The following is a 22,534-nucleotide window of genomic DNA, read 5'->3' as shown; positions in this document are numbered from 1 at the left end:
CCCATGCCGCTTCGCCCGCCGCCGATCCTCGCGCCAAGCTTCATACCGCCGTACCTGCTCGACCGGCTTGCCGAGCGCGCCGGCCCCCATGCGAGCGCCCGGGCGGCGCAGACGCTGATGATCGACCGCGAGCACCGCGGGCTGCGCGAGGCGGTGGCTTCGCACACGCTGTCGTCGGGCCCGGCGCCGGGCTACGTGCGGCGCGATGCACCCGAGCGCGCGATCCACGATGTGGGGCACACCATGGACCTGCCGGGCCGGCTGGTGCGCGCCGAAGGACAACCCGCCACCGGCGACGTCGCGGCCGACGAGGCCTACGACCACCTCGGCGCCACCTACCGCCTGTACCGCGAGGTCTACGCGCGCGATTCCATCGACGGCGCCGGCCTGCCGCTCGTCGGCAGCGTCCATTACGGTGTCGACTACGACAACGCGTTCTGGAACGGGCGGCAGATGGTGTTCGGCGACGGCGACGGCGAGGTCATGAACCGCTTCACCATCGCGGTGGACATCATCGGCCACGAGCTCACGCACGGCGTCATCGACCACGAGTCGGCGTTGCGCTACGAGGGCCAGTCGGGCGCGCTCAACGAATCGGTCTGCGACGTCTTCGGCGTGCTGGTCAAGCAGTACCTGCTGCAGCAGACCGCGCAGCAGGCCGACTGGCTCGTGGGCGCCGGGCTCTTTACCGACAAGGTGCAGGCCCGCGCGCTGCGTTCGATGGCCGAGCCGGGCACCGCCTACGACGACCCGGTGCTGGGCAAGGACCCACAGCCCGCCCACATGCGCGACTTCGTCGCCACGCGGCAGGACAATGGCGGCGTGCACATCAATTCCGGCATTCCGAACCGCGCCTTCCATCTTGCCGCCACGGCGCTGCAGGGCATGGCCTGGGAGAGCGCGGGCCGGGTCTGGTACGACACCGTGTGCGACCGGCGGCTGCGCCGCGATGCCGACTTTGCGGCCTTCGCCCAGCTGACGCTGGACAATGCCGCGACGCGCTTCGGCGCCGGCAGCGCGGCCCACCAGGCCGTGGGCGCCGCATGGAACACCGTGGGAGTCACCGCATCATGATTCAGCTTCCGCCCCTGGACCAGGCCACGATCGTGCGCCTCACGCGCGAGGGCGGCCTGGCCTATGTGCCGGGCCTTTCGCGCCCGCGCAGCTATCAGCTCGGCAACTGCAGCGAAGAACTGCGCCAGCAGATCGACGCGGCGTTGCAAAGCGCCGCACCGCACGCGGGTGCTGCCAGCGGTCCGGGCGCTGCGGGCGGCGACCAGCGCTTCTACCGCGTGGAAGTGCTGGTGCAAGGCAGCAGCAGCAGTGCCATGCACTCGAGTTCGGTCAGCTTCGAGGTGCCCGAGGCCGAGGCGCCAGAGGCACTGGTGCACCTGTGGAAGGATGCGGCGGACCGTTGACGCGCGGCCTGCGCGCGAAGCAGGGTCACGCACGGGACCGGCGCCGGGCCGGCCGATCTCTTAGATTCGGCGGTTCCAGACATTCACCATCTACGGAGCTTCCCTCATGATCCACGTCGTCGCCGTCATCACCGCCAAGCCCGGCCAGCGCGCGCAACTGCTCGAGGCCTTTGCCGCCAACCGCGCGGCGGTGCTGGCCGAGGCGGGCTGCATCGAATACGGCGCCACCATCGACGCGCAGGGCATCCCCGCCTCGAAGGCGAGCTTCGGACCCGACACCTTCGTCGTCATCGAAAAGTGGGAAACGCTGGCCCATCTGCAGGCGCATGGCGTGGCGCCCCACATGAAGGCGCACGGCGAGAAGACCAAGGAGCTGGTCGCGAGCAAGCTGATCCACGTGCTCGAGCCGGTCTGAAGCCGGCTTCGCAGGCGACGCAATGCCTGCTACCCTCGCGCCGGGAGCAGGCATCACGAAGAGGGAATCAGGACATGGCGATCTTCAGGACGCGCCGCTGGCTGCTGGCCGCGGCGCTGCTGGCATCGGGCTGCGCCCAACTTTCCGCGCCACCCTATGCGGCCGACTACGAAGCGCTCGACCGGCTCGAAGCCACGCGTCCGGGCGCGGTGGCCGTGGCAAGGGTACAGCCCACCGATCCGAACGCGAGCGTCAACAGCCTGGCGCTGCGGCGTGCAAGGCTTCTTTCGCCAAGCGGCAGCTTCGCGCGCTATCTCGAAGACGCGCTGGTCCGCGACCTGGGAGAGATCTCGGTCTACGACCCCAAGGCGCCGACGCGGATCGCGGCGCGCCTGCTGGTCAACGAACTCGACCTCGGCGTGATCAACGGCACCGGCCGCATGGACGTGGAGATCGTGGTCTCGCGCGCAGCGGCGCAGCGGCTGCGCAAGACCTACCGGGGCGAGATCGCCTTCGATTCGAGCTACGCCAACATCGTGGCGGTGCCTGCGGGGCAGGCGGCCTATCCAAGGCTCGTTCGGGCCCTGCTGCGCGAGGTGTATGCCGACCCGCAGTTCATCGCGGCCATCGCGCCCTGACACTGGAGCAAGCCGCACCATGCCATCATTCCTTCGGGCCACCGTCCGCCTTCTGCTGGCCGGCGCCATGGCCTCGCTGCTCGGGGCCTGTTCCCATCCGATCACCATGATCACCGAGACGGCGCCGCCGCGATCGGTGGCGCACCTCGTACCGAAGAAAGTCGCTTACGTCATGACCGACGCCCAGCGCGACCAGCAGGTGACCACCGCGGGCGGCAGCGGCGACCGGGTGAGCTATTACCCCTACCGCGACCTCGAGAAGTCGATCCGCGATGCGCTGCGCGCGGTCTACCGCGACGTGGTGGTGCTGCGCACCGCGGGCGATGCCAAGGCGAACGAGGCCGCCGGCATCTCGCTGGTATTCACGCCACAGATCAAGACCGACTCGAGTTCGTCGTCGTGGCTCACCTGGCCGCCAACGTCGTTCACCGCGGAAGTGAACTGCCTCGTGAGCGACGCGGGTGGCGCCGAGGTCGCGCGCGTGCGTGCGGTCGGCAACGGCACGGCAGAATTCGGCGAATTCAAGGGCGACTACGGACTCGCCGCGCGACGCGCCGCAACCCGACTCACGTCGCAACTGAGCAGCGAGATCCGCAGGAACGAGAAGCTGCGCTGAGTCGCTGCGTCATTCGCCATAAGAAAACGCGCCCTCGGACGCGTTTTTCATTGAAGCCGCGAAGCCTTACTTCGACACGACCTTCACCATCTCCAGGCACTTGTTCGAGTAGCCCCATTCGTTGTCATACCAACTCACGAGCTTCACGAAAGTGCTGTCGAGCGCGATGCCGGCTTCGGCATCGAAGATCGAGGTGCGCGGGTCGCCGCGGAAGTCGGTGGCCACCACCTTGTCCTCGGTGTAGCCCAGCACGCCCTTGAGCGCGCCTTCGCTCTGCGACTTCATCTCGGCGCAGATTTCCTTGTAGGTAGCTTCCTTCTCGAGCTCGACCGTCAGATCGACCACCGACACGTCGGAGGTCGGCACGCGAAAGCTCATGCCCGTGAGCTTCTTGTTGAGCTCGGGGATCACCACGCCCACGGCCTTGGCCGCGCCGGTGCTCGAGGGGATGATGTTCTCGAGAATGCCGCGGCCGCCGCGCCAGTCCTTGTTGCTCGGGCCGTCCACGGTCTTCTGCGTGGCGGTGGCGGCGTGCACGGTGGTCATCAGGCCGCGCTTGATGCCCCACTTGTCGTTCAGCACCTTGGCGAGCGGTGCCAGGCAGTTGGTGGTGCAGCTGGCGTTGCTGACGATCGCCTCGCCGGCGTACTTCTTGTCGTTCACGCCGTAGACGAACATCGGGGTGTCGTCCTTCGACGGGGCCGACATGATCACCTTCTTGGCGCCTGCGTCCAGGTGCTTCTGGCAGGTTTCCTTCGTGAGGAAGAGACCGGTCGACTCGAGCACGATGTCGGCGCCGACTTCGTTCCACTTCAGCTGCGCCGGATCGCGCTCCTGCGTGAGGCGGATCTTCTTGCCGTTGACGACGAGCGTGTTGCCTTCGACCGTGACTTCGCCCTTGAAGCGGCCGTGCACCGAGTCGTACTGGAGCATGTAGGCCAGGTATTCGGGCTCGAGCAGGTCGTTGATGGCGACGATCTCGATGTCGTTCTTGAAGTTCTGCACGGCCGCGCGCAGCACGTTGCGGCCGATGCGACCGAAGCCGTTGATACCGAGTTTGATTGCCATCTGATTTGCTCCTAAGGTTGAAAAACTAGTGTTCGGGCGAGAAGAGGGCCAAGCGCCGGATCAGTCGCGCAGCGCCGCTTCCACGGTGGCCGCGACGTTCTCCGCCGTGAAGCCGAAGTGCTTGAACAGCACGGGCGCCGGTGCCGACTCGCCGTAGCTGTCGATGCCGACGACGGCCGCGCAGCCGTACTTCCACCAACCGGCGGTGCAGCCCATCTCGACCGCGATGCGCGGCAGCTTCTTCGGCAGCACGCTCTTCTTGTAGGCCAGGTCCTGGCGGTCGAAGGTGGTGGTCGAGGGCATCGAGACCACGCGCACGGCGATCTTCTTCTCGGCAAGCAGCTTCTGCGCGGCCAGCGCGAGCTGCACTTCGGAACCGGTGGCGATGATGACCGCCGCAGTCTTCTTGCTCTTGAGGCCGACGGCCTCGGGCTCGGCGAGCACGTAGGCACCGCGGCTGATGTCGCCCAGGTCGCCCTTGGGTGCATAGGCGATGTTCTGGCGGCTCAGCAGCAGCGCCGTGGGGCGCGACTGGTTCTGCAGCGCCACGGCCCAGGCCACGGCCGTCTCGGCGGTGTCGCCCGGGCGCCAGACGTCCAGGTTCGGGATCAGCCGCAGCGATGCCGCATGCTCGATCGACTGGTGCGTCGGGCCGTCTTCGCCGAGGCCGATGGAATCGTGCGTGAAGACGTGGACCACGCGGCGCTTCATGAGCGCGGCCATGCGGATCGCGTTGCGGCTGTAGTCGCTGAACGTGAGGAAGGTGCCGCCATAGGGAATGAAGCCGCCGTGCAGCGCCACGCCGTTCATGATGGCGGCCATGCCGAACTCGCGCACGCCGTAGTTGATGTGGCGGCCGATCACGCCGTGCGGCGGCTCGGCCTTGTCGGCCGTGCTGTCGGGCTTGGGCTCGTCCTCGGCACCCTGGTTGGGCTGCTGCGCGGGCGCGCTCATGACCACGGCGCCGGTCTTGGCGTCGAAGCGCAGCGCGGCGGTGCTCTGGGTGTTGGTGAGGTTCGAGCCGGTGAGGTCGGCGCTGCCGCCGAGCATTTCGGGCAGCGCGGCGGTGAAGGCCTCGAGCGCGAGCTGGCTGGCCTTGCGGCTGGCCACGGTCTCGCCCTTGGTGTGGGCGGCGACCACGGTGTCGAACGCCACCTGATGAAAGTTCTTCGGCAGCTCGCCCTTCATGCGGCGGGTGAACTCGGCGGCCAGGCCGGGGTAGGCCTGGGCATAGGCGGCGAAGCGCTCGTTCCAGGCGGCTTCGGCCTTGGCGCCCTCGGCCTTGTGGTCCCATGCGGCGTACACCTCGGCCGGGATCTCGAAGGCCGGCGCGGTCCAGCCCAGCGATTCGCGCGTGAGCTTGATCTCGTCGGCGCCGAGCGCCTCGCCGTGCGCCTTGGCGGTACCGGCGCGGTTCGGGCTGCCCTTGCCGATGGTGGTCTTGCAGATGATCAGCGTCGGGCGGCTGTCTTCCTTCTTGGCCTTGGCGACGGCCTTCGACACTGCGGCGACGTCGTTGCCGTCGACCGGGCCGATCACGTTCCAGCCGTAGGCCTTGAAGCGCTCTTCGGTGTTGTCGATGAACCAGGGCTTGACCTGTCCGTCGATGCTGATGCCGTTGTCGTCGTACAGCGCAATCAGCTTGTTCAGGTGCCAGGCGCCGGCGAGCGCGCAGGCTTCGTGGCTGATGCCTTCCATCATGCAGCCGTCGCCCAGGAAGGCGTAGGTATGGTGGTCGACGACCGCGTGGTCCTTGCGGTTGAACTCGGCCGCGAGCAGCTTCTCGGCCAGCGCGAAGCCCACGGCATTGGTGATGCCCTGGCCCAGCGGGCCGGTGGTGGTCTCGACGCCGGGGGTCACGTCGACCTCGGGGTGGCCCGCGGTCTTGCTGTGCAGCTGGCGGAAGTTCCTGATCTCGTCGATCGGCAGGTCGTAGCCCGACAGGTGCAGCACCGCGTAGAGCAGCATCGAGGCGTGGCCGTTCGAGAGCACGAAGCGGTCGCGGTCGAACCAGTGCGGGTTCGCGGGGTTGTAGCGCAGGTGCTCGCCCCAGAGTGCGACGGCCATCTCGGCCATGCCCATCGGTGCGCCCGGATGGCCGGAGTTTGCTTGTTGGACGGCATCCATGGCCAGCGCGCGGATCGCGTTGGCCATCAGGGCTTGGTTTGCCATGGGCGTTGGACTTTCGGGTGTGTGGATTGGGGAGAACCCGCGATTTTACCGGGCCTGCCCGGACCGCCTCCGGCAGCGGTCGAACACCCGACCAGGCACCGGGGACCCTGCGGACGCGGTTTACGTGCCGGCGCGGGTGGCGCGGACTGCTAGAGTTGCCCCCATGCACGGGCTGCACCTCACCGCCGACCTCCACGACTGCCAATGCGCGATGCAGTGGCTGACCGACAAGGAGGCGCTCGGCGCCGTCTGCGTCAAGGCCGTCGAAGCCGCCGGGCTGCAGCCGGTCGGGCAGCTGGTGCACGGCTTCCCGCCCACGCCGCAGGGGCCGGGCGGCGTCACCGCCACGGTGCTGCTGGCCGAATCGCACCTGTGCCTGCACACCTGGCCCGAGCTGCGCGGCGCCACGCTCGACGTGTACGTGTGCAACTTCGGTGCCGACCATTCCGCCAAGGCGCAGGCGCTGATGGACTGCCTGGTGGCACTGTTCCAGCCTGCGCGCAGCGAACGCAATGCACTACAGCGCGGACGGGTCGGGTCGTGAGCGCCAAGGCGATGATCCTCGCGGCGGGCCGCGGCGAACGGATGCGCCCGCTCACCGACGCGTGCCCCAAGCCGCTGCTCGAAGTGCAGGGCAAGCCGCTGATGCAGTGGCCCATGGAGGCGCTGGCAGCCGGCGGCTTCACCGATCTGGTGGTCAACACGGCCTGGCTCGGCGAGCAGATCGTGCGCCGCTTCGGACCGCGGCCCGTGCTCGAAGGGCATGGCGCGCTGTCGATCGCCTACTCCGACGAGGGCCGCGACTTCGGCGGTGCGCTCGAGACCGCCGGCGGCATCGTGCGCGCGCTGCCGCTGCTCGGCGACATCTTCTGGGTCGCGGCGGGCGACGTGTTCGCGCCCGGCTTCGTGTTCGAGCAGGCGGTGGTCGACCGCTTCGCGGCCAGTGGCAAGCTCGCCCACCTGTGGCTGGTGCCGAACCCGCCGCACAACCCGCGCGGGGATTTCGGGCTTTCGGCCGACGGGCTCGCGCTGAACCAGGCGAGCGAAAAAAAATACACCTTCTCGACCATCGGCCTCTACCGCCGCGCGCTGTTCGCGCCGCCCTATTGCGACATTCCGCCGGGCAACCCCCAAGGCGCCAAAGCCCCGCTGGCGCCGATCCTGCGCGCCGCGATGGACAATGAATGCGTGAGCGCCGAACTCCACACCGGCCCCTGGACCGACGTGGGCACGCCGGAGCGGCTTCTTCAACTGAACACGCCAACATGACCCCAGCAGAACGCCAGATCTACGCCGAGCGCCGCGCGCGCCTCGCCTCGCAGCTCGGCAAGGACGGCATTGCCATCGTGCCGACCGCGCCCGAGCGCCAGCGCAACCGCGACAGCGACTTCCTGTTCCGTCACGACAGCTACTTCTATTACCTGACCGGCTTCACCGAGCCGAACGCCTGGCTGGTGCTGGCTGGCGACGGCCGCGCGACGCTGTTCTGCGCGCCCAAAGACCTGGAGCGCGAAATCTGGGACGGCTACCGCCTCGGCCCCGAGGCCGCGCCCGAAGCGCTCGGCGTGGACGCGGCCCTCTCGGTCGGCGAGCTCGACGCCCGGCTGCCGAAGCTGCTCGAGAACCGCGACGTCGTCTGGTACCCGTTCGCCACCCACCAGGGCCTGGAAACCCGCATCGACGGCTGGCTGCAGTCGGTGCGCGCACGCGTGCGCTTCGGCGCGCTGTGCCCCGACGCGCAGCGCGACCTCTGCAGCCCGCTCGACGAGATGCGGCTCGTGAAGGACGCGCACGAGCAGGACATCATGCGCCGCGCCGCAGACATCAGCGCCCACGCGCACGTGCGCGCGATGCAGCTGTCGGCGCGCATGCTGCGCGAGGGCAAGGACGTGCGCGAATACCACCTCGACGCCGAGCTGCTGCACGCATTTCGGCTTGGCGGTTCGCAGTACCCGGCCTATGGCTCGATCGTGGCCGCGGGCGCCAATGCCTGCGTGCTGCACTACCGCGCCGACGCCGCACCGGTGCGCGCCGGCGAGCTGGTGCTGATCGACGCGGGCTGCGAACTCGACGGCTATGCGAGCGACATCACGCGCACCTTCCCGGCCGATGGCAGGTTCAGCGGGCCGCAGCGCGCTCTCTACGACCTGGTGCTCGCGAGCCAGGACGCCTCGGTAGCGGCCACCAAGGCCGGCAACCGTTTCAACGATCCGCACGATGCGGCCGTGCGCGTGCTCTCGCAAGGCATGCTCGACCTCGGGCTGCTCGATGCCAACAAGGTCGGCAGCGTCGACGACGTGATCGACAAGCGCGCGTACTTCCAGTTCTACATGCACCGCACCGGCCACTGGCTCGGCATGGACGTGCACGACTGCGGCAGCTATGTCGAGCCGACGCAGGTCGGCGAGGTGAGCGAGCGCAAGGACCCGCTGTCGAACGAAGTCATCAAGAACCGCCCGAGCCGCATCCTGCGCCCAGGCATGGTGCTGACGCTCGAACCCGGCATCTATGTGCGCCCGGGCGAGGGCGTGCCCGAGCAGTTCCACCACATCGGCATCCGCATCGAGGACGACGCGATCGTCACCGACACCGCCTGCGAGCTCATCACGCGCGGGGTGCCGGTGAAGGCCGACGAGATCGAGGCGCTGATGCGCGGCTGAGGGCGCGTGCCGCTGCTACTTGGCCTGCAGCAGCGCCCCCACCTCGAGCAGCACCAGCTCGTTGTCGTCGGCCTTGTTCGGCTCGCGGCTGCTCGAGAACGGCAAGTTGTTGTCGTTGCCGACCACGATGTGCGTCGCATCGAGAACGTCGACGTTCTCGATGGTGAAGAACGGGAACTTGAGCACGCCGTCGTTGAGCGGCTTGCGCGCGCGCTTGGCGGGGTCGGCAATGTTCAGCAGGTCGATGTAGCCGATCTTGCGCACCGCGGCGCCCACGTTCGCGTCGCCCATCTCGATCTTGTAGACGCGCTTGAACTTCGCGAGGTCGTGGAAGCAGTCGCTGCGCTTCTGGCCTTCGGGACAGGCCTTGTCGGCCGTACCTTCGCCGTTGTCGCGCTCGATGACCAGGCCGGTGGTGCCATCGATCATGTTGAAGTCGCCGATGGCGTGGCCGTTCGCCTCGAGCACGTAGTGCCAGTGGCGCCCGGTCCATTTCTCGCTCGCCACGTCGAACTCCAACACGCGCAGCGCCTCCTTGCCGTCGACGCGCTCGTAGTCCTTGGCTTCGGCATTCCACACCGGCCCTTCGAGCAGCGCATAGAGCTTGCTGCCGTCCTTCGACGCGGCCATGCCCTCGAAGCCCTTCGAGCGCCTGACCTGAAAATCGACCGCGCCGCCCGGCGCGCCGGGCGTGGTGACGGCCGGATGGTCGGGCGAGCGCACGGCCTTGCCGCCGACCTGGGTGTCGAACACCGCGAGCACCTTGCCCTTCAGGTCGGCCTTGATCAGGAACGGGCCGAACTCGTCGCCGATCCACAGCGCGCCGCCCGCGAACTGGAAGCTCTCGGGGTCGAAGTCCGAGCCCGTGAGGTAGCGCTGCTTCGTGCCTTCATGGACGATGCGGAACGGCACCTTCTTGTCGGGATCGTGCAGGAAGACCGTGTCGAGGCGATCGAACCTGCCGCTCGCGAAATCCACCTTGTAGCGGTTCAGGTAGAGCATGAAGTCGGGCGAATTGGCCTTGGCGCCGGCCCCGTTGTCGGTGAGCACCCAGAACGAGCCATCGTCCATCTTCTTGATGCCCGAGTGACCCTGCAGCGGCTGGCCCTGGAACGGCAGCGACACGCCCGTGCCGCGGCCGCCCGACAGGCCCTCGACCGTGCCCGACGCTTCCACGCGCTTGCCCGAGGTGAACTTGCCGCTCAGCCGCAAGTCGGCCGGCGCGTCCTTGGGCACGGCGACGAAGCTCTGTGCGGGCAGCACGGCGTGGCCGGCGAGCGTGGCGGGAAACGCGGTCTGGGCCTGCGCGGCGGCGGCACCGGCCAGGGCGCCGGCAGCGGCGGCGAAGGAAAGAACGGAAAGGCGCATCTTCATGGATCGAAAGGTCTCGCTCGAAACGCGAGACGATGCCGCCGCGCCGTGACGGCGCAGTGACACGGGCCGGCAGCGTCATGCCACCGCCGCCCCCGCCAGGTGCCCGCGCGTGAACGCTTCTTCGAAGATCGAATAGCCCGACCAGTCCGCGTGCGCGAATGAGAGGCGGCCCGTGGTGATGTGGCCGCGGTGCGCGGCATCGCCGTCGGCCGCGCCGAGCCGCGCGAGCAGGCCCGGTACCGGCACGGCCATGGCATGGCCGTAGCGCACGATCTCCATGCGCGTGGCGAGCAAAGCCAGGTCGGGATGCGGCACCGACAACTCCGCGAGCAGCTCGTCGCGCCAACCGGTCCACGGCCGTTCGAGCAGCAGGCGCCGGCCATCCGCGCCCTCGTCGTGGCGGCTCGGGCCGAGCGGCCGGTACCAGCTCAGCACCGTGCCGCGCGGCGTCGGGTCGAGCGACTGGTGGCGCGCATCGACGTAACCGAGGCCGCGCGTGCCATAGACGACGTTGTCCCAGCTCGGCGGTGCACCGGGGCGGTCGGCGAGCGGCGCGCGCAGGTGCACGTTGGCCACGAGCCAGGGCGCATGGCCGATGTGGGCCGGGGCGTCGGCGAGCACGCGCGGCGCGTTCTCGACCACGCGCGCGGCGATGAACACCGGCAGTGCAACGATGCAGCGCTCGGCCTGCCAGCGCACCAGTGACTGCGATGCGGCGTCCCACGCATCGACCTCGACGCCGCCGCGCAGCTGCGCGATGCGCGCGACCACCTGGCCGGTGCGCAGCCGCTCGCCGAGCGGCGCGGCGAGCTGTTGGGTGAGCCAGCCGTTGCCTTCGGGCCAGGTAAGGATGCCTTCGCGCTCCGACGCATCCGCATCGCTCTCGCCGGGCGCATGGAAGCCGTGCCGGCTCGCGAAGTAGTGGATGCCGGCCCAGGCCGACACATGGTCGATGCCGGCGCCGTAGTCGTCGCGGCAGCAGTAGTCGAGATACCAGCGCAAGTGCGCATCGCCCAAGCCTTCGCCGTCGAGCCAGCGCGAGAAGGGCAGGGCGTCGAGCGCGAGCAGCGCGGGCGTGAGCGCTGCGCGCAGCGTGGGAATGGCGAAGCGCGCGGCGCGCTGCAGTTCGCCGATGCGGCGGGCGAAGCGGCGGTACTGCGCATGCGTGTCCGCGCCGACGCCCTGCACGGGCAGCAGGCCCTCCTGCCATTCGCCCTGGAAGAACAGACGCTCCTGCGGACTGTGGCAGAGGGTGCGCTCGTCGTAGACCCAGCGGCCCGCCTCGCGCCGGCGCAGGCCGAGCTCCTCGAGCAGGTCCTGCACCTCGTGCGCATCGTCGCCGGGCACCGGCAGGTAGTGCGCGCCGAGCGGGCAGGGCACGCCACCGAGCATGCCGCCGCGCGCGTTGCCGCCCGCTGCGTCCTCGAGTTCGAGCAGGGCGAAATCCTCGATGCCCGCAAGACGCAGCGCGCGCGCCGCCGCGAGGCCCGCCACGCCGCCGCCGGCGATCACCACGCGCACCTTGCGCGTGGCCGCGACCGGCCGGCCGTTCAGCGTGCCGTCGCGCAGTGCGTGGCCGCGCGCCACATCGCTGCCCGCGAACCCGCCCTCGATGGCCGAAGGCGCCGGTTCGCAGCCGGCCAGCGCCAAGGCACCGGCCGCGCCCGCCGCCACGCCGAGGAATTCGCGTCGCTGCATGCCAGGGCCTCTGTTCACTCGTGCCCCATCACCTTGCCCCACTCGCGCTCGTAGGTGGTGACCAAGACCTGGTTGGACAGCCGGTTCACCTCGGCCGGCACGCGCGCCATGTCGACCGGGAAGTCGAACATCAGGGGCAGCGTGGCGGGCGAGAGAAAGCGCAGGCCCAAAGGCAGCGCGTCGGGCAGCCGGTAAGGACGGCGGCTCGCGATGATGAAGCCCCACTCGCCGAAGCTCGGCACATGCGCGTGGTACGGCGCGGCGCGCAGGCCGACCGATTCGATGGTGGTCGCCACGGTCCAGTAGCTCTTGCGCGCCACCAGCGGCGACGTGGTCTGCACCACCGCGTAGCCGCTCGCCGCGAGGCGCCGGTCGAGCAGCGCGTAGAAGCTGCCGGTGTAGAGCTTGCCGATCGCGAAGTTGGTGGGGTCGGGAAAGTCGACCACGATCACGTCATAGGTGTCGTCCGCCCCGCCTTGCTGCTGCAGCCACTGGAACGCATCGGTGTTGACGACCTTCACCTTCGGCGACGACAGCGCATGGCCGTTGAGCGCGGCCAGCGTCTCGTGCCCGGTGAAGAGCTTCGTCATGTTCGGGTCGAGCTCGACCAGCGTGACCGATTCGACCGACGGGTACCTGAGCACCTCGCGCACCGCCATGCCGTCGCCGCCGCCGAGCACCGCGACCTTCTTCGGCGCACCGTGGGCGGCCATCGCTGGGTGCACCAGCGCCTCGTGGTAGCGGTACTCGTCGCGCTCCGCGAACTGCAGGTTGCCGTTGAGGAACAGGCGGTGTCCGAGCGGCCCGCCCGTGACCACGATGCGCTGGTAGGGCGAACTGGCGCTGAAGACGATCGGCTCCTGGTAGAACCGGTCTTCGGCCAGCGTGGTGATGTGGTCGGCGCCTGCAAAGCCCGCCACCAGCGCGGCCAGCGAGAGCAAGCACGCGACGAAGTGCGCGCCGACCCGCCGCATCTCGTGGCGAAACAGCCAGAGCGCCCACAGGGCGACCGCCGCATTCAAGATGCCGAACAGCAGCCCGGTGCGGATCATGCCGAGCTGCGGCACGAGCACGAGCGGAAAGGCCACCGACACGGCGAGCGCGCCGAGGTAGTCGAAGGTCAGCACCTGCGACACGAGGTTCTTGAGCACCACGTTGCGCTTGAGGATGCGCATCACGAGCGGGATCTCGAGCCCGACCAGCGTGCCAACCACCATCACGAGCCCGTACAGCAGCAGCCGGAAGGCGCCGGGCACGTAGGCGTTGGCCAGGAACAGCACGGCGGGCAGCGCGCCGCCGATCAGCGCCACCAGCAGCTCGATGCGCAGGAAGTGCGCCGGCAGCTGGCGTTCAAAGTAGCGCGACAGCCACGAGCCCACACCCATCGCGAACAGGTAGGTGCCGATGATGGTGCTGAACTGCAGCACCGAGTCGCCGAGCAGGTACGAGCTCAGCGCGGCCGCGGTGAGCTCGTAGACGAGGCCGCAGGCGGCCACGACGAAGACGCTGGCGAGCAGCGCGATCTCGACCGGCTGCGGGCCCTTCGGGCCGGACTGCGCGACCGTCAATGGATGGCGGCCGCCACGATGATGCTGATGCCCAGGCTCATGGCCGCCACCACCAGCCCGAGCGCGACGTTCTGCTTCTCGACGATCTCGTTCCAGAGGTCGTAGGGCGTGAGCTTGTCGATGATGAGAAAGCACAGCCAGAAGATCAGCACGCCGATCAGCGCATACACGAGCGATCCGAGGACCACGCCCGGTTTCAGCCATTCAAATCCCATGGGGACCTCCAGTCGTAGTTGGTGTGGGGTTGTTGCTCATTTGTGGCCGCCGCCGCTCGAGTAGCCGCCGTAAGAGCCGCCCGATCCGCGGTAGCCGCCGGTCGACGAACCGCTGCTGCGGCCGCTGCAGGTGCTCAGCACGATCAGCACGATGAAGAGCACGACGATGATCAGGATGATGGTGCCGCAGCCCATGCCCGACGCAGCGCTGACCGGCAGCGCGTCGCTGCGCGTGAACATGTCCTTCTTGTCGTCGAGCTTGAAGGCGGCCGAGACCGCGCCGCTGTCGAGCCTGTTGCCCGACGACCATGTGAGTTCGTTGGCCGAGCGCTCCATCGACAGCAGCGAGCGGCCGTCGGCGAAGTCGCGGTTGAACGTCTTCTGCCCGCGCTCGACCTGCCAATAGAACTCGCCCGCCACGTAGGTGGTCTCGGCGTTGTAGGCGTACTGCTGCGGGTAGCGCTTGCCGAGGTAGGTGGCGCTGCTGCCGTTCTCGGCCATCCGCGGCGCGCCGGTGGTCGGCTTGACCATGCTCCAGCCGTCCTCGGCGTCGACCAGGAAGCTGAAGCCGCGCTTCTGGTTGTAGAGCAGGTATTCGTTCCAGCCGAAGTGCTCGTCGTCGCCGGGCTCCACGCCCATGCGATGCTGAAAACCCACCACCTGCCATTGCACGCCCTGCAGCTGGCCAATGCTGCCGAGCGGAATCAGCGGACGGACCGGCTCGTCCTGCGCCGCATGCCGCAGTTCGCCGCCAATGCCGTGCGTGAGGTCGACGATGCTGTTGCACGAGCGGCAGGTGATGCTCTTGCTGTCAGCCAGGTTGACGGTGATCGGCGCCCCGCAGTTCGGGCAGTTGAACGCGCGGCCCTTCTCGTCCTTGGCGGATTCGTCGCGCAGGCCCGTGAGCTGCAGGTCTTCGAGCTGCACCGAACGCCCGAGATGGGCCGTGGGCGGATGCGTGCCGTAGTCGATGCCGAGCACCAGCCCGTTCTCGCTGCGCAGCTCGACCATCGGGAACGCGCGACCGAGTTCGGGCAAGTGCGACAGTTCGCCCTGGGCCGACAGCAGCGCGACCTGCTCGTTCGACGACACGGTGAAGCTCTGGCCATTGAAGGCGCTGGTCGCGCCCACGCGCAGGTCGACGGGGGGCGGCGCGCTGCGCTGCAAGTCGTAGGGCAGCGAGAAGACGTAGGCACCGTTGTCTTCGCTGAGGATGCCGCTGCGGCCGTCCTCCAGCGCCGCGATCCATTCGGTCCAGCGTGCGCCGGCATGGCCGTACTGCAGCCGCCCGACAAGGGTGAACGGCTGATCGTTGATGCGTCCGGCGGCCAACAACTGCAGCGGGCTGAAGTCGTCGAACAGCTCCGCCATCTTGCCGATGCGCGCGAGCGTCTCGCCCTGGCGCACGACGGTGCTCTGGCAATACGGGCACACCGCATGCGTCGATTGCGCGGACCTGAATTCGACCGGCGCGCCGCAGCCGGGGCAGGGCGCACGGTAGGCGCGCTGGGCGCCTGGTTGCTCAGCCATCGCCGGTGTTTAAACCAGCTTTTTCAGCAGTTCGGCCTTCTTGGCGTCGAACTCTTCCTGCGTCAGGATGCCCTTGGTCTTGAGCTCGCCGAGCTTCTCGAGCGTGGTCATGACGTCGTTCGGGCTCACCACCGCCACGGCCGGCTGCTGCTGCGTGGCGGCCGCCTGCGCCGCCGCATTCGGGCTCAGGCCCTGCGCGAGGTTCTGCGCCAGCACCTGGCCGAGCGCCACGCCGGCGCCGAGCCCCATGGCGTCGCCCGCGATGCCGCCGCCGCCGTTGCCCGAACCCTCGGCGAACTTCGGGATGGCCTGCGCCGTCTGGTACTGCATGAACTTGCCCATGTCGTTGCCGACCATGCCCATGCCGATCTTCTGGTCGAGCACCTTCTGCAGCTCTTCGGGCAGCGAGACGTTCTGCACCGTGATGTTCTCGAGCTTGATGCCGATCTTCTCGAACTCGGGCACGAGCTGCGCGGCGAGCGCCTGCGCAAACTGGATCTGGTTGGCCGCCAGGTCGAGAAAGGGAACGCCGCTCGCGGCAATGGCATTGCTGATGTTCTGCAGCACCAGCCCGCGCAATTGGCCGTCCAGGTCCGAGACGCTGTAGATCTCGCGCGTGCCGGAGATCTCGGTGTGGAAACGCTTGGCATCGCCGATGCGGAAGCTGTAGTTGCCGAAGGCGCGCAGGCGCACGGCGCCGAAATCCTTGTCGCGGATCGTGATCGGCTGGGGCGTGCCCCATTTCTGGTCGACCTGCTGGCGCGTGCTGAAGAAGTAGACGTCGCTCTTGAACGGGGACTCGAACAGCTTGTCCCAGTTCTTCAGGTACGTGAGCACCGGCAGCGTCTGTGTCGTGAGCTTGTACATGCCGGGGCCGAACACGTCGGCCACCTGGCCTTCGTTGACGAACACCGCGACCTGCGACTCGCGCACGGTGAGCGAGGCGCCATGCTGAATTTCCATCTCCGCCATCGGGAAGCGCCAGGAGAGCGTGCCGTCGCCCGACTCGGTCCACTGGATGATGTCGATGAACTGCTTCTTGATGAAATCCATCAGGGCCATGGTCGCTCCTCGTGTGTTTTTCCCCAGACCGCGCATATTGCCACAGCGTGTTAACAGAATGGCGTCACCCGCGGCCTCGCGGCCTGCCGCCACAGGCCCAGGTCTACAATCGGCGCCCCCAGAAGAAGCGCTGCTAGGAGCAACGGCCCATGTCCGATTCGACCCCCTCGACCCCCACGCCCGAAGACAAGCGCGCGCAGTTGCGGCGCGCTGCCCTCGAGTACCACGAGTTTCCGGTGCCGGGCAAGATTGCCATCGCCGCCACCAAGCAGATGGTCAACCAGCGCGACCTGTCGCTGGCCTATTCGCCCGGCGTGGCCGCACCCTGCGAGGAGATCGTCAAGGACCCGGCCAATGCCTTCAAGTACACGGCGCGGGGCAACCTGGTGGCGGTGATCACCAATGGCACCGCGGTGCTCGGTCTCGGCGACATCGGCCCGCTGGCCTCCAAGCCGGTGATGGAAGGCAAGGGCGTGCTGTTCAAGAAGTTCGCCGGCGTGGACGTGTTCGACATCGAGATCGACGAGAAGGACCCGGTGAAGCTCGTCGAGGTCATCGCGGCACTGGAGCCGACCTTCGGCGCCATCAACCTCGAGGACATCAAGGCACCCGACTGCTTCTACATCGAGCGCGAGCTGCGCAAGCGCATGAAGATCCCGGTGTTCCACGACGACCAGCACGGCACCGCGATCACGGTGGCCGCGGCCATGCTCAACGGCCTCAAGGTCGCGGGCAAGGACATCAGCGACGTCAAGCTCGTGACCTCGGGCGCAGGCGCCGCGGCGCTGGCCTGCCTGAACCTGCTGCTCAAGGTGGGCTTGAAGCGCGAGAACATCTTCGTGACCGACCTGGCCGGCGTGGTCTACGAAGGCCGCACCGAGCTCATGGACGACGACAAGCGCGTGTACATGCAGAAGACTTCGGCGCGCACGCTGGCCGAGGTGATCGAGGGCGCCGACGTGTTCCTGGGCCTGTCGGCCGGCGGCGTGCTCAAGCCCGCAATGGTGGCGCGCATGGCGCCGCGTCCGGTGATCTTCGCGCTCGCCAACCCGAACCCGGAGATCTCGCCCGAAGAGGCCCATGCTGTGCGTCCCGACGTGATCATGGCTACCGGCCGCACCGACTACCCGAATCAGGTCAACAACGTCCTGTGCTTCCCGTACATCTTCCGCGGCGCGCTCGACTCGGGCGCGACCACGATCACCGACGAGATGGAGATCGCTGCGGTGCATGCGATCGCCGAACTTGCCCAGGCCGAGCAGAGCGAGCGCGTGGCGGCCGCCTACGTCGGCGAAAAGCTGACCTTCGGCCCCGAGTACCTGATCCCGAAGCCCTTCGATCCGCGCCTGATGATGAAGATCGCGCCGGCGGTGGCCAAGGCCGCCGAGGAGAGCGGCGTGGCCTCGCGTCCGATCAAGGACATGGACGCGTACCGCGACCGGCTGCAGAGCTTCGTCTATGCCTCGGGCACCACGATGAAGCCGATCTTCGACGCCGCCAAGCGCGCGGCCAAGAAGCGCGTCGCCTACTGTGAGGGCGAGGAAGAGCGCGTGCTGCGCGCCGCGCAGATCGTGGTCGACGAAGGCATTGCGCGGCCCACGCTGATCGGCCGCCCGGCCATCATCGCGCAGCGCATCGAGAAGTTCGGCCTGCGCCTGAAGGAAGAGCTCGACTACGACATCGTCAACGTCGAGCAGGACCACCGCTACCGCGACTTCTGGCAGACCTACCACCGCATGACCGAGCGCAAGGGCCAGACGGTGCAGACCGCCAAGATCGAGATGCGCCGCCGCCTCACGCTGATCGGCGCGATGCTGCTGCACAAGGACGAGGTCGACGGCATGATCTGCGGCACCTGGGGCACCACGCTGATCCACCTGCACTACATCGACCAGGTGATCGGCAAGCGCCCCGGCGGCTGCGCCAGCACGCCCCAGGACGTGCCGGTCTACGCCTGCATGAACGGCCTGCTGCTGCCCGACCGCCAGGTGTTCCTGGTCGACACCCACGTCAACTACGACCCCTCGCCCGAGGAACTGGCCGAGATCACCACGATGGCGGCCGAGGAGATGATGCGTTTCGGCCTCAAGCCCAAGGCGGCGCTGCTGTCGCATTCGAACTTCGGCACCAGCAACGAGCCCAGCGCGGTGAAGATGCGCCGCACGCTCGACCTGCTGCGCGTGCAGGCGCCCTGGCTCGAGGTGGACGGCGAGATGCACGGCGACGTGGCGCTCGACAGCAAGCAGCGCGCGGTCGTCATGCCGCACAGCGCGCTCGCGGGCGATGCCAACCTGCTGGTTTTCCCGAACATCGACGCAGCCAATATTTCTTACAACCTGCTCAAGACAGCGGCCGGCGGCAACATCGCGATCGGGCCGGTGCTGCTCGGCGCGGCCAAACCTGTGCACATTCTCACGGCCAGCGCGACTGTTCGGCGCATCGTGAACATGACGGCCTTGACAGTGGCCGACGCCAACGCGGAACGATAGGCGAATAGAGGGAAGTGGCCGCCCACTTGAGGCGCCACGCACCATCCCGTTGCACTGCTCAAACTTTGAGCAGTCGCTTGCTATTTTCGCCAGCGTGGTGCACACTCGCGGGCTTGAATTTGCGGGTTAACCCCAAGGTTGACCGCGGTTCGGAATCCCCGCTCTTTTCTTGTGGTGCCCCATGGCGGCTTACGCCTCGATCACGTCCTCAGTCACTAAGTTTGCGCTCACCGGCTTGATGCTGGCGGCGTTGGCGACGGGGGCGGGGGCCCGCGAATGGTTCAGCACCGGAAAGTCTGCCCAGGAAACCATCGCCTTGTCCGAATTGCCGGCACAGGGCCGGCGAACCTATGAGGCCATTCTGAACGGCGGCCCCTTCCGATACGACAAGGACGGCACGGTATTCGGCAACCGCGAGCGACTCTTGCCGCCGGCGCGGCGCGGTCATTACCGCGAGTACACGGTGGCAACGCCGGGCTCGCGCGACCGCGGTGCGCGGCGCATCGTCTGCGGCGGCGCGCAGAAAACAGCCCCCGAGGCCTGCTGGTACACGGCGGACCACTATGCGAGTTTCAGGCGAATCGCGCCATGAGCGATGACAAAGACATGAGCGGCGCCCCGAGGCGCTGCGAAGAAATGATGATGACTATGGAAAAAACAGCGGAGATGACTCAACCCCTTCGTTCCGTGAGACCGAACATCGTGCAGTCGATTCGCGCCTTCCGCGTGAACGAACTGCAGGACGCCGCCAACGCGGCGGGCCAGCATTTCCTGTATGCGAACCTGGGCAATGCCCAGACCAAGCAGGACGTGCTGGACCTGATCGCCCAGCAATTCACCTTTCCGGCGCACTTCGGCAAGAACTTCGACGCGCTGTACGACTGCATGACCGATCCGTTGCATAAATCGGGCCCGCAGCCCGGTTTCGTGATCGTGCTCGAGCAGATCCCGGCCAACGCCAAGTTCGACAAGGAAGCGCGCGAGCAACTGCTCGACATCTTCCGGGATGCCGCCGACTACTGGGGAGACCGGAAAGTCCCATTCCGGTGCTTCTATTCTTTTCTGTAGCCCGTTCTGCATCCACCAGCCAAGCAGAACGGGCGAACGAGGCTCAGCCGACCAACGGCGCAGCACTCGATGGCATCGACATCAACAACGGCAACACCGCGAATGCGGCCGCTGCAGAACCCGAAGGCGAAAAAATGCCGACCGACAAACTGGTCGACGTCTCGCCGCTGGCGTTGCGCATGAGCAGCCCCTTCAACGCGGGCTACTGGCTCGCTGCAGCCTGACCCACCCCCGAAGCGGCTCACTTCGTGTAGCCGCCTCCCCCTCGAGGGGGCAACACCTGCGGCCTGGCGAAGCCAGTTCCGCGGTGTTTCCCGAACGAAAGCCCGCCTCTCCGGCGGGCTTTTCCTATTGGGGTGGGGGGACGGCTTGGGCGAGGGCGACGTATTCGGGCACCGGGACTTCCTCGGCGCGGCGCTGGAGGTCGAACTCGCCGTTGAAGCCGTGCTGCTCGAGCCATTTGCCGAGCGTGTGGCGCATGATCTTGCGGCGCTGGCTGAACGCCACCTGGACGATCTCGCCGAGGCGGGCGGCGTCGACGGCCGGCGGCTGCGCGAGCGGCACCATGCGCACCACGGCGCTGTCGACACGGGGCGGCGGATCGAAGCTCTCGGGCGGCACGAACAGCACGTTCGCCATGTCGTAGCGCCATTGCAGCATCACGCTCAGGCGGCTGTAGTCGGCCGTGGCGGGCCTGGCCACCATGCGATCGATCACTTCCTTCTGCAGCATGAAGTGCTGGTCGGCCACGAGGTGGGCGACGCCCAGCAGGTGGAACAGGATCGGCGTCGAGATGTTGTAGGGCAGGTTGCCCACCACGCGCAGCGGCGTGGCGAACCGGCCCGCCACCTCGACGAAGTCGACCTTGAGGACGTCCGACTCGATGACGTCGAGCTGCGGATGCTCGCGCAGGCGCTTCGCGAGGTCGCGGTCGAGCTCGATGACCGTGAGGCGGCCGAGCCGCTCGACCAGCGGCTGCGTGAGCGCCGCGAGCCCCGGGCCGATCTCGACCATGGCATCGCCGGGCTGCGGCGCGATCTCGCCGACGATCGCATCGATGATCCCGCCGTCGGACAGGAAGTGCTGACCGAACCGCTTGCGGGCGACGTGACGTGCCATCAGGACTGCGGCGGTTCGCGGTACTCGACGTAGGCGCGCGCGCGCACTTCCTGCATCCAGGTGTTGGAAGCTTCCTCCACGCGCTGCTCGCGCAGCACGGCGCGGGCGGCCTCGCGCTGCTCTTCCTGGGTGAGCTTGGCTTCGCGCCGGCCGACCACCTGGATCAGGTGCACGCCGAAGCGCGACACCACGGGGTCGCTGATCTGGCCGGGCGCGAGTCGGTCCATGGCTTCCTCGAACTCGGGCACGAACTGCCCGGGTCGCGACCAGCCGAGATCGCCGCCCTCCTTGGCGCTCGCATCCTGCGAGTTGTCGCGCGCGAGGCCGGCGAAATCCGCCGTGCCGGCCTGCAGCCGGCGCTTGAACTCGGCCAGCTGCGCCACGGCCTGGGCTGTGGTGCGCTTGGGGTCGTTCAGCAGCAGGATGTGACGCACCTGCGTCTGCGTGACGGTGGCATCGGCCGCGCCGATCTGCGCCTTGGCGAGCACCTTGAGCACATGGAAGCCCGCGCCCGAACGGATGGGCCCGGCGATGCCGTTGACCTGCGTCGACTGGACGGCTTCAACGAACAGCGGCGGGTAGCGGTCGGCGGTGCGCATGCCGATGGCGCCGCCATTGGCACGGTCGGGCGAGTCGGAGTTCTCCTGCACCAGCTTGGCGAAGTCCTCGCCCGAACGGGCGCGCTGCGCGAGGCCTTGCGCCTTCTGCTGCAGCGTGGCCAGCTGGGCTTCGGTGGCGTTCTCGGGCACGGCGACGAGCAGGTGGGCGAGGTTGATGTTCTGCAGCGACGCGTCCTTGTTGGGCGCGTTGCGCTGGTCGCGCAGGTACTCGTCGGCTTCGGCGTCGCTGACCTTGACCTTCGACTCGACCTCGCGGTCGCGCAGCCGCGTGAGCAGCAGCTGGTCGCGCAGGTCTTCGCGGAACTGGCGCGGCGAGAGGCCTTCGGCCATCACACGGCGGCGCAACTCCTCGACGCTGAGCTGGTTCTGCCGCGCCACGGTCTGCTCGGCCTGGTCGATGGCGACGTCGTCCACCTTGATGCCGCTTTCTTTCGCCAGCTGGAGCTGCGCGCGCTCGGAGATCAGGCGCTCCAGCACGAGGCGCGTGAGCTCGGCGCGGGGCACGCGCTCGGCCTCGGGGTTTTCGCGGACCAGGCGCGTCACGCGCGACTGCACGTCGGTGTTGGTGATCGGCTCCGAGTTGACCAGTGCGACGATGTATTCGGCCGCGCGCTGCACCGGTGGCGCACTCGACGGCGCGGTGCGCGGCGCCGGCGGCGCGAGGCGAGGGCCTGCGCGCATGATGTCCGTGATGCCGCTGCCGCCGCCGGGACGCAGCCCCTGCTGCGCGCCCGCGCTTGCGGCCATTGCCAGCAGGCAGCCCAGGGTCAGGATGGAACGTGTGTGTTTCATGGCGTTGCTCAA

Annotated in this window: 22 protein-coding genes; 12 read left to right on the top strand and 10 right to left on the bottom strand. The window is 68.1% G+C overall.

Translation table 11 applies throughout. The annotated features are described in order from the left end of the window. The first annotated feature begins 3 nt into the window (after positions 1-3). The 5 genes from AC3A6R_RS12965 (at position 4) to AC3A6R_RS12945 (ending at position 3,087) form a co-directional block, all read left to right on the top strand. Positions 4-1,074 carry a M4 family metallopeptidase gene (locus tag AC3A6R_RS12965; protein ID WP_487860800.1) on the top strand — a complete coding sequence of 357 codons (1,071 nt, stop codon included), beginning with the start codon at positions 4-6 and terminating at the stop codon, positions 1,072-1,074. Continuing rightward, entirely contained in the window at positions 1,071-1,418 is a 348-nt protein-coding gene (locus AC3A6R_RS12960) for a protealysin inhibitor emfourin (RefSeq protein ID WP_487860799.1), read from the top strand. The genes AC3A6R_RS12965 and AC3A6R_RS12960 overlap by 4 nt, the downstream gene beginning before the upstream one ends. A 106-nt stretch (positions 1,419-1,524) precedes the next feature. After that, positions 1,525-1,833, top strand: coding sequence for a putative quinol monooxygenase (locus AC3A6R_RS12955; RefSeq protein WP_487860798.1), 309 nt, complete (start codon positions 1,525-1,527; stop codon positions 1,831-1,833). Between the two features lie 74 nt (positions 1,834-1,907). Next, complete coding sequence (locus AC3A6R_RS12950) at positions 1,908-2,471, top strand: hypothetical protein (RefSeq protein WP_487860797.1); 564 nt, start codon at positions 1,908-1,910, stop codon at positions 2,469-2,471. A gap of 19 nt (positions 2,472-2,490) precedes the next feature. Next, on the top strand, positions 2,491-3,087 hold the full coding sequence (locus tag AC3A6R_RS12945) for a hypothetical protein (RefSeq protein ID WP_487860796.1): 597 nt from the start codon (positions 2,491-2,493) through the stop codon (positions 3,085-3,087). A gap of 66 nt (positions 3,088-3,153) precedes the next feature. Here the strand turns inward: AC3A6R_RS12945 and gap are convergent, their stop codons facing one another. Further along, entirely contained in the window at positions 3,154-4,155 is a 1,002-nt protein-coding gene (gap, locus tag AC3A6R_RS12940; protein WP_487860795.1) for a type I glyceraldehyde-3-phosphate dehydrogenase, read from the bottom strand. Between the two features lie 60 nt (positions 4,156-4,215). Then, a complete protein-coding gene (locus tag AC3A6R_RS12935; protein ID WP_487860794.1) occupies positions 4,216-6,327 on the bottom strand; it encodes a transketolase family protein in 2,112 nt (703 codons plus the stop codon). Between the two features lie 163 nt (positions 6,328-6,490). Between AC3A6R_RS12935 and speD the strand changes: the two genes are divergently transcribed. Genes speD through AC3A6R_RS12920 form a run of 3 tightly spaced genes read left to right on the top strand, consistent with a single transcriptional unit; the run spans position 6,491 to position 8,987 of the window. Next, on the top strand, positions 6,491-6,871 hold the full coding sequence (gene speD / locus AC3A6R_RS12930; protein WP_487864510.1) for an adenosylmethionine decarboxylase: 381 nt from the start codon (positions 6,491-6,493) through the stop codon (positions 6,869-6,871). An 11-nt stretch (positions 6,872-6,882) separates the two neighbouring features. Further along, on the top strand, positions 6,883-7,596 hold the full coding sequence (locus AC3A6R_RS12925; RefSeq protein WP_487864681.1) for a nucleotidyltransferase family protein: 714 nt from the start codon (positions 6,883-6,885) through the stop codon (positions 7,594-7,596). Beyond that, on the top strand, positions 7,593-8,987 hold the full coding sequence (locus tag AC3A6R_RS12920; protein ID WP_487864509.1) for an aminopeptidase P N-terminal domain-containing protein: 1,395 nt from the start codon (positions 7,593-7,595) through the stop codon (positions 8,985-8,987). Before AC3A6R_RS12925 ends, AC3A6R_RS12920 begins: the two co-directional genes overlap by 4 nt. 15 nt (positions 8,988-9,002) lie before the next feature. Here AC3A6R_RS12920 and AC3A6R_RS12915 read toward each other — a convergent pair whose 3' ends face one another. From AC3A6R_RS12915 to AC3A6R_RS12890, 6 genes are all read right to left on the bottom strand, one after another. Beyond that, entirely contained in the window at positions 9,003-10,355 is a 1,353-nt protein-coding gene (locus tag AC3A6R_RS12915) for an esterase-like activity of phytase family protein (protein ID WP_487864680.1), read from the bottom strand. An 81-nt stretch (positions 10,356-10,436) separates the two neighbouring features. After that, positions 10,437-12,059, bottom strand: a complete 1,623-nt coding sequence (locus AC3A6R_RS12910; RefSeq protein ID WP_487864508.1) for an FAD-dependent oxidoreductase — start codon at positions 12,057-12,059, stop codon at positions 10,437-10,439. A 14-nt stretch (positions 12,060-12,073) separates the two neighbouring features. Beyond that, complete coding sequence (locus tag AC3A6R_RS12905) at positions 12,074-13,627, bottom strand: polyamine aminopropyltransferase (RefSeq protein ID WP_487864507.1); 1,554 nt, start codon at positions 13,625-13,627, stop codon at positions 12,074-12,076. After that, entirely contained in the window at positions 13,624-13,842 is a 219-nt protein-coding gene (locus AC3A6R_RS12900; protein ID WP_487860789.1) for a DUF350 domain-containing protein, read from the bottom strand. Before AC3A6R_RS12900 ends, AC3A6R_RS12905 begins: the two co-directional genes overlap by 4 nt. Before the next feature lie 36 nt (positions 13,843-13,878). Then, on the bottom strand, positions 13,879-15,372 hold the full coding sequence (locus AC3A6R_RS12895; protein WP_487864506.1) for a DUF4178 domain-containing protein: 1,494 nt from the start codon (positions 15,370-15,372) through the stop codon (positions 13,879-13,881). Between the two features lie 9 nt (positions 15,373-15,381). Continuing rightward, positions 15,382-16,434, bottom strand: coding sequence for an SPFH domain-containing protein (locus AC3A6R_RS12890; protein WP_487860787.1), 1,053 nt, complete (start codon positions 16,432-16,434; stop codon positions 15,382-15,384). A gap of 149 nt (positions 16,435-16,583) precedes the next feature. Here AC3A6R_RS12890 and AC3A6R_RS12885 point away from each other — a divergent pair, with 149 nt between their 5' ends. The 4 genes from AC3A6R_RS12885 (at position 16,584) to AC3A6R_RS12870 (ending at position 20,215) form a co-directional block, all read left to right on the top strand. Then, complete coding sequence (locus AC3A6R_RS12885) at positions 16,584-18,923, top strand: NADP-dependent malic enzyme (protein WP_487864505.1); 2,340 nt, start codon at positions 16,584-16,586, stop codon at positions 18,921-18,923. Between the two features lie 181 nt (positions 18,924-19,104). Beyond that, the gene (locus AC3A6R_RS12880; protein ID WP_487860785.1) at positions 19,105-19,515 is read left to right on the top strand and encodes a guanyl-specific ribonuclease; all 411 of its coding nucleotides are present in this window, start codon (positions 19,105-19,107) and stop codon (positions 19,513-19,515) included. A 50-nt stretch (positions 19,516-19,565) separates the two neighbouring features. Next, positions 19,566-19,991 (top strand): barstar family protein, encoded by a 426-nt coding sequence (locus AC3A6R_RS12875; RefSeq protein ID WP_487861090.1) that lies wholly within the window; start codon positions 19,566-19,568, stop codon positions 19,989-19,991. Next, complete coding sequence (locus AC3A6R_RS12870) at positions 19,970-20,215, top strand: hypothetical protein (RefSeq protein WP_487864504.1); 246 nt, start codon at positions 19,970-19,972, stop codon at positions 20,213-20,215. Before AC3A6R_RS12875 ends, AC3A6R_RS12870 begins: the two co-directional genes overlap by 22 nt. A 124-nt stretch (positions 20,216-20,339) precedes the next feature. Here AC3A6R_RS12870 and rsmA read toward each other — a convergent pair whose 3' ends face one another. Continuing rightward, positions 20,340-21,110: a 16S rRNA (adenine(1518)-N(6)/adenine(1519)-N(6))-dimethyltransferase RsmA gene (gene rsmA, locus AC3A6R_RS12865; RefSeq protein ID WP_487864503.1), complete on the bottom strand. Its 771-nt coding sequence runs from the start codon at positions 21,108-21,110 to the stop codon at positions 20,340-20,342. Further along, complete coding sequence (locus AC3A6R_RS12860) at positions 21,110-22,522, bottom strand: peptidylprolyl isomerase (RefSeq protein WP_487860782.1); 1,413 nt, start codon at positions 22,520-22,522, stop codon at positions 21,110-21,112. The genes rsmA and AC3A6R_RS12860 overlap by 1 nt, the downstream gene beginning before the upstream one ends. Positions 22,523-22,534 lie beyond the last annotated feature (12 nt).

The organism is Variovorax sp. Soil_C_19, assembly GCF_057657255.1.
The sequence above is the reverse complement of the archived record's forward strand: the minus strand, read 5'-3'. Positions and strand labels throughout refer to the sequence as shown.

What these genes read in the sequence shown, in the direction of transcription:
- AC3A6R_RS12915 (WP_487864680.1), bottom strand. Translation starts at nt 10,355, where the DNA reads ATGCGCCTTTCCGTTCTTTCCTTCGCCGCCGCTGCCGGCGCCCTGGCC.
- gap (WP_487860795.1), bottom strand. Translation starts at nt 4,155, where the DNA reads ATGGCAATCAAACTCGGTATCAACGGCTTCGGTCGCATCGGCCGCAAC.
- AC3A6R_RS12895 (WP_487864506.1), bottom strand. Translation starts at nt 15,372, where the DNA reads ATGGCTGAGCAACCAGGCGCCCAGCGCGCCTACCGTGCGCCCTGCCCC.
- AC3A6R_RS12920 (WP_487864509.1), top strand. Translation starts at nt 7,593, where the DNA reads ATGACCCCAGCAGAACGCCAGATCTACGCCGAGCGCCGCGCGCGCCTC.
- AC3A6R_RS12900 (WP_487860789.1), bottom strand. Translation starts at nt 13,842, where the DNA reads ATGGGATTTGAATGGCTGAAACCGGGCGTGGTCCTCGGATCGCTCGTG.
- AC3A6R_RS12945 (WP_487860796.1), top strand. Translation starts at nt 2,491, where the DNA reads ATGCCATCATTCCTTCGGGCCACCGTCCGCCTTCTGCTGGCCGGCGCC.
- AC3A6R_RS12885 (WP_487864505.1), top strand. Translation starts at nt 16,584, where the DNA reads ATGTCCGATTCGACCCCCTCGACCCCCACGCCCGAAGACAAGCGCGCG.
- AC3A6R_RS12910 (WP_487864508.1), bottom strand. Translation starts at nt 12,059, where the DNA reads ATGCAGCGACGCGAATTCCTCGGCGTGGCGGCGGGCGCGGCCGGTGCC.
- AC3A6R_RS12955 (WP_487860798.1), top strand. Translation starts at nt 1,525, where the DNA reads ATGATCCACGTCGTCGCCGTCATCACCGCCAAGCCCGGCCAGCGCGCG.
- AC3A6R_RS12880 (WP_487860785.1), top strand. Translation starts at nt 19,105, where the DNA reads ATGGCGGCTTACGCCTCGATCACGTCCTCAGTCACTAAGTTTGCGCTC.
- AC3A6R_RS12960 (WP_487860799.1), top strand. Translation starts at nt 1,071, where the DNA reads ATGATTCAGCTTCCGCCCCTGGACCAGGCCACGATCGTGCGCCTCACG.
- speD (WP_487864510.1), top strand. Translation starts at nt 6,491, where the DNA reads ATGCACGGGCTGCACCTCACCGCCGACCTCCACGACTGCCAATGCGCG.
- AC3A6R_RS12925 (WP_487864681.1), top strand. Translation starts at nt 6,883, where the DNA reads ATGATCCTCGCGGCGGGCCGCGGCGAACGGATGCGCCCGCTCACCGAC.
- AC3A6R_RS12875 (WP_487861090.1), top strand. Translation starts at nt 19,566, where the DNA reads ATGACTATGGAAAAAACAGCGGAGATGACTCAACCCCTTCGTTCCGTG.
- rsmA (WP_487864503.1), bottom strand. Translation starts at nt 21,110, where the DNA reads ATGGCACGTCACGTCGCCCGCAAGCGGTTCGGTCAGCACTTCCTGTCC.
- AC3A6R_RS12950 (WP_487860797.1), top strand. Translation starts at nt 1,908, where the DNA reads ATGGCGATCTTCAGGACGCGCCGCTGGCTGCTGGCCGCGGCGCTGCTG.
- AC3A6R_RS12935 (WP_487860794.1), bottom strand. Translation starts at nt 6,327, where the DNA reads ATGGCAAACCAAGCCCTGATGGCCAACGCGATCCGCGCGCTGGCCATG.
- AC3A6R_RS12965 (WP_487860800.1), top strand. Translation starts at nt 4, where the DNA reads ATGCCGCTTCGCCCGCCGCCGATCCTCGCGCCAAGCTTCATACCGCCG.
- AC3A6R_RS12890 (WP_487860787.1), bottom strand. Translation starts at nt 16,434, where the DNA reads ATGGCCCTGATGGATTTCATCAAGAAGCAGTTCATCGACATCATCCAG.
- AC3A6R_RS12860 (WP_487860782.1), bottom strand. Translation starts at nt 22,522, where the DNA reads ATGAAACACACACGTTCCATCCTGACCCTGGGCTGCCTGCTGGCAATG.